Origin of the sequence: Muribaculum sp., assembly GCF_029051885.1 — a bacterium.
Lineage (GTDB): Bacteria > Bacteroidota > Bacteroidia > Bacteroidales > Muribaculaceae > Muribaculum.
The window spans coordinates 1-3,348 of record NZ_JAIDKI010000242.1 but is presented as its reverse complement, the minus strand read 5'-3'; the positions used below and the strand labels follow the sequence as shown (position 1 = coordinate 3,348).

3 protein-coding genes are annotated in these 3,348 nt (G+C 46.3%); 1 reads left to right on the top strand and 2 read right to left on the bottom strand.

What is annotated here, in order from left to right:
- Positions 1-263: 263 nt before the first annotated feature.
- A complete protein-coding gene (locus K2I50_RS09985; RefSeq protein ID WP_301026184.1) occupies positions 264-836 on the top strand; it encodes a GrpB family protein in 573 nt (190 codons plus the stop codon).
- Positions 837-1,049: 213 nt separating this feature from the next.
- Here the strand turns inward: K2I50_RS09985 and K2I50_RS09980 are convergent, their stop codons facing one another.
- A complete protein-coding gene (locus K2I50_RS09980) occupies positions 1,050-1,460 on the bottom strand; it encodes a secondary thiamine-phosphate synthase enzyme YjbQ (protein ID WP_301026183.1) in 411 nt (136 codons plus the stop codon).
- A gap of 120 nt (positions 1,461-1,580) precedes the next feature.
- Positions 1,581-2,726 (bottom strand): dTDP-glucose 4,6-dehydratase, encoded by a 1,146-nt coding sequence (rfbB, locus tag K2I50_RS09975; RefSeq protein ID WP_301026181.1) that lies wholly within the window; start codon positions 2,724-2,726, stop codon positions 1,581-1,583.
- Between the last annotated feature and the right edge of the window lie 622 nt (positions 2,727-3,348).

Here is a 3,348-nt window from a genome sequence, read left to right as displayed (position 1 = left end):
CCCCATAACTCCCTCATCACAAGCGAAAATCTGCTCGACGATTGACCGCCCTGACGGTAACATTTATTATTAAACAAACTCTTATATTTCAGACGGAGTCTTTTTGTTGCTTTTCCCCTCTCGTAGTCAGTCATGTAGCTCGCTGCACTCCTTACTCCTTGAGGAAAAATCAATCAAAAATCCTTTCGCCGGGAATGTAAAATAATTTTTACGACTTACTTAGCATAATGATAGTTGAAATGAATGTAACGGCCATATCAGATATGAAGGAACTTAAAGACATGACCTTGGAGGAACTTTGGCAACTGTTTCCAATAGTATTGACTCCGCACCAGTCGCAATGGACTGATTGGGCTAAAGAAGAAATCGATAATCTCGATGCATTGCTCTCGGAATACTCTCCGATTATCAACCATATCGGCAGTACGGCGATTCATGGCATCCAGGCTAAGCCGATAATTGATATTCTTATCGAAATCAATCCCGATATCGACTGGCAACGTATCAAGGCTGTGATGGAAGCCGCCGGATATATAAGTATGTCTACTTCAGACATCCGCATGAGTTTTAACAAAGGCTACACTCCCGTGGGATATGCCGGGCGAGTGTTCCATATTCATTTTCATGCTATCGGCGATAATGACGAAATCTATTTTCGAGACTATCTGCTGGCACATCCTGAAGTAGCCATGGAATACGAAAAACTGAAGCTAAGCCTCCTGCCGAAATACAGAAACAACCGTGACGGCTATACCGATGCTAAATCTGATTTTGTCCGACATATAACAGACTTAGCTAAGAAACTGTTTAAGACCCCGTTCCCCAATATTTGTTAACGCTGGGGTCGCATATCTCTGAGTGATTTTTGTCTTGTGATGATGGAGCGTAGCCGTAGCTACGTGACAGAAGAACAAGGCAAAAAGCGCCGGAGAGATGCGATGATAAGGTAATTTTATGCATCAGCACACAATTAAGAGCTTGTTTAATAATAAATGTTACCGTCAGGGCGGTCAATGGTAATTTACTCCACAATATATTGTGCTGCGCGGTCAGGCGATGACTGTTGCGACGATAGAGCGCGGACCACCATAGTCGCGAAATTCACACAGATAAATCCCCTGCCATATGCCGAGGTTGAGACGCCCCTTTGTAACGGGGAGTGTAAGCGTCGAGCCGACAATAACCGATTTGGCATGTGATGGCATGTCGTCTGGCCCCTCGTCGGTATGCAGATAATATGGCGCGTTCTCCGGCACCATGCGGTCGAAAATCGCACGCAAATCGCTGCGCACATCGGGGTCGGCATTCTCATTGAGCGCGAGTGCGGCCGATGTGTGCTTTATCAGCAGATTTATTATGCCTGTCTCCGGGAGTTGGGGCAATTTGTCAAGTATCTCCCTTGTAATCAGATGTATTCCGCGCGGATATGCGCGCAGTGTAAACTCTACCTGTTGTACCATACCGCAAATTTACCATATTTCCGCGATACCCCAAATATCTGAAATAGATGATTTTTATAACAGAAAAGGCATGACATCGTATTGCAATGCCATGCCTATGATTATGTAAGGGCCGGTATGTCAGCGGTTGGAGTACATCTGCTCGTAGTAGCTCTGGTAGTCGCCTGAGGTCACTGAATCGAGCCACTCCTGATTGTCGAGATACCAACGCACGGTGCGCTCTATTCCCTCTTCAAACTGGAGTGTGGGCTCCCATCCCAGTTCGCGCTGTAGCTTTCGTGAATCGATGGCATAGCGCAAATCGTGGCCGGCACGGTCAGTGACATACGTAATCAGACTGTCGGAATATCCTTCGGGATTTCCGAGCATACGGTCTACGGTACGTATGAGTACTTTCACGATATCAATGTTGCGCCACTCGTTAAATCCGCCGATGTTGTAAGTGTCGGCAATACGTCCCTTGTGGAATATGAGATCGATGGCACGGGCGTGGTCCTCGACGAAAAGCCAGTCGCGCACATTGAGTCCCTGTCCATATACAGGCAAAGGCTTGCGGTGGCGGATATTGTTGATAAACAGAGGTATCAGTTTTTCGGGGAACTGGTACGGGCCGTAGTTGTTGGAGCAGTTGGTGATAACGACCGGCATGCCGTATGTGTCATGGTACGAGCGCACGAAGTGGTCGCTCGATGCCTTTGAGGCTGAATATGGCGAGTGGGGATTGTACTTTGTAGTCTCAAGGAAGAATTCCTCGCCGTAGGCATGATGGTTGGTCGACGACGAGGCGGTGGTAGTAAACGGCGACGGAAGTCCCTCAGGATGTGAAAGCTCAAGCGCTCCGTATACTTCATCGGTCGATATATGATAGAATATCTTGCCGTCATACCCCTCAGGACGCTCTTCCCAGGCGATTTTGGCGGCTTGCAGAAGCGAGAGAGTTCCCATCACATTGGTGCGGGCAAAGGTGAACGGGTCTTTTATAGAGCGGTCGACATGGCTCTCGGCTGCAAGATGGATTATGCCGTCAACATTGTATTCACGCACAAGCGAGAGCATCCTGTCGAAGTCGCATATGTCGGCTTTTACAAATAGATAGTTGGGGGCATTCTCTATATCTTTCAGATTGGCGAGATTGCCGGCATATGTAAGGGCGTCGACATTGATTATGCGGTAGTCGGGATACTTGTTGACAAAGAGGCGCACTACATGGCTTCCTATGAATCCGGCGCCACCGGTGACTATTATGTTACGTTTGAAGTTGCTCATGTCTTTATGTTAAAATACGGCTAAGCGACAGATGTTAACATCGGTGTTGCATGTCTTGAGCCTGCTTTCGGTCTGCTGTATCATGAGCGTACCGGATGTGCGCGATTGATACAACGAGTGAAAGATGCTCAAAATATCCAATGGAGAGCTAACCTTCCGCCTTCCGTGATTAATATTGCGGTACTTAACTGTTCCGACAAAAAAAATACCTCGTGTTGGCATCCATCCGGCATTTTTTATAACCAACAGGGTGATGACGATAGCCACACTCCCACGGTGTTATGAAAAAACATCTCGAACGCCGACCGCTCTTTAGTGGTCATTTTATTGTAGAACAATTTTAAATAGAGTCTGTTGGATTTAGCTGAAAGTATCTGCCAAATTTAAACGCTATCTAAGAAACTGTTTAAATTTATATGATACAGATTTTGAGAGAGAATGTCAGATGTATTTTTGTTTGCGATGAACGAGCGTAGCCGTAGCTACGTGACTGAAGAGCAAACATAAAGACACTGACAGACTCCTCAAAAACAAAGTGATATGAATTTAAGAGCTTGTTTAATAATAAATGTTACCGTCAGGGCGGTCAATCGTCGAGCATATTTTCGCTTGTGATGAGGGA